Origin of the sequence: Streptomyces sp. NPDC001914 (assembly GCF_042891215.1) — a bacterium.
GTDB lineage: Bacteria > Actinomycetota > Actinomycetes > Streptomycetales > Streptomycetaceae > Streptomyces.
In genome coordinates, this window is the sequence record NZ_JBIASW010000041.1 from 1 (window position 1) to 1,469 (window position 1,469).

General features: G+C 65.8%; 1 protein-coding gene. It reads right to left on the bottom strand.

Features of this window, described 5'->3' with window-relative positions:
- Nucleotides 1-227: 227 nt before the first annotated feature.
- Nucleotides 228-1,406 carry an IS4 family transposase gene (locus ACFYYF_RS41540; RefSeq protein WP_388784815.1) on the bottom strand — a complete coding sequence of 393 codons (1,179 nt, stop codon included), beginning with the start codon at nucleotides 1,404-1,406 and terminating at the stop codon, nucleotides 228-230.
- Nucleotides 1,407-1,469: the final 63 nt, after the last annotated feature.

Sequence of the window (1,469 nt, forward strand, 5' to 3'; positions counted from 1 at the left end):
CAATGCCGTTGCTTTAAGGGTCTGGGGCGGGTGGTTGGGGTCGTTTGATGCGGATGGCTTGGGTGCCGGCGTGGGTGGGTTGGGGCCAGGTCTGGTGCTCAGCCCGTTTGAGCCAGTAGTTGGACATCTTGCGCTTGACGACGCGGGGCTGGCTGCGAAGCCGTCTGGCTGGCAGGAGTCTTTCCAGCAGGTCTTCTTGGAGTACTTGCAGCGCTCTGACCAGGAGTTCAGGGGGAAAAACCGCCCGGGGTGACGGTCACACTGCGCCGGGCGGAACGCAGCGTTTCGGTGAAAGAGATCCGGTCCGGGTCGAGTTGGCGGGTGGCTGCGGTTCTCAGCATCAGTTCCCGCAGTGCATGGTGGACCATGAGGTGAGCCCAGATCTGCTGGAGGACGCCGTCGGGTGTTTTGCTACTGAGGACCACTTTCGCGCCCCGCTGGCAGGTCTTGATCTCGGCGAAGACGGATTCGATCTCCCACCGCTCACGATAGAGAGCGGCCATCTGCCGGGCTGGATAGCGGCGGGCATCCAACAGCGTTGTGACCAGGCGATAGTCGCTCCCTCCAGAGCTCATGGCGGTGTCTTTGAGTTGGTAGGCCAGAACGCGGACCTGCACCGGGTCTCGTTTCGCCGGGTCGGTGCCAGCGTGGATGACGGAGAGCCATGATCCGTCACGCAGTACCTTGCGAACGGGCAGAACGCGGTTGGCCGGGACCCGCCACAACAGGTCCGCCCCGCTGTCGGTGAAGGCCCGCCACAGCGGGACACCGAGAAACTCGCGGTCGGCCAGCACCAGCTGGCCCGCAGTGCAGGACCGGGGCAGACGGCTGACCAGGGTGACCTCACCGGTCCGGCAGCCGGCGAGTTCCGCATCCAGCACCGCATGGCTGCCCACCTCCACCAGCGCCGCCATCCGCACCTGGACAAACGCACTGCGCTTCGTTCCGCGGCCATTGCCGGGACGGCCGAAGGCGGCCTGGTTGGCTTTCGTGTCGGCGACGTCCCAACAGGTCCCGTCCACGGCCAGCAGCCGCAGGCCCCGCCAGAACGCACCCGGTGTCGACTCGTTGGCCATCGGTTTCGCGGTCGCCGCGAACAGCACCTGAAGTGGTTCGAAGCCCAGTCGCTGCCGGGCTCTGAACAGCGAAGACTTCGCCGGAACATGCCAGTCGCCCAGTAGTCCCAGTCCTCGCAGACCCGCGACCAGATGCCGCATGACCTCGAGATAGGGGGCCGGCGAAAACAGCGCGAGCCCCAGCACGAAATACACGACCAGCCGCGCAGGAAGCAGCCGTCTCCGTTGCTCTGAACGCCCGCACGCAGCCACCACCCGGTCCACCAACCCCGGCGGATACACCCACGTCAGCAGACCCAGACCCGATAAGTCCGACGCGCTCGAAGCCACCCCAACCACCCCCGGGACCCACTGCCAACCAGCCTACGCCTACGACAAAAGCAACGGCATTGG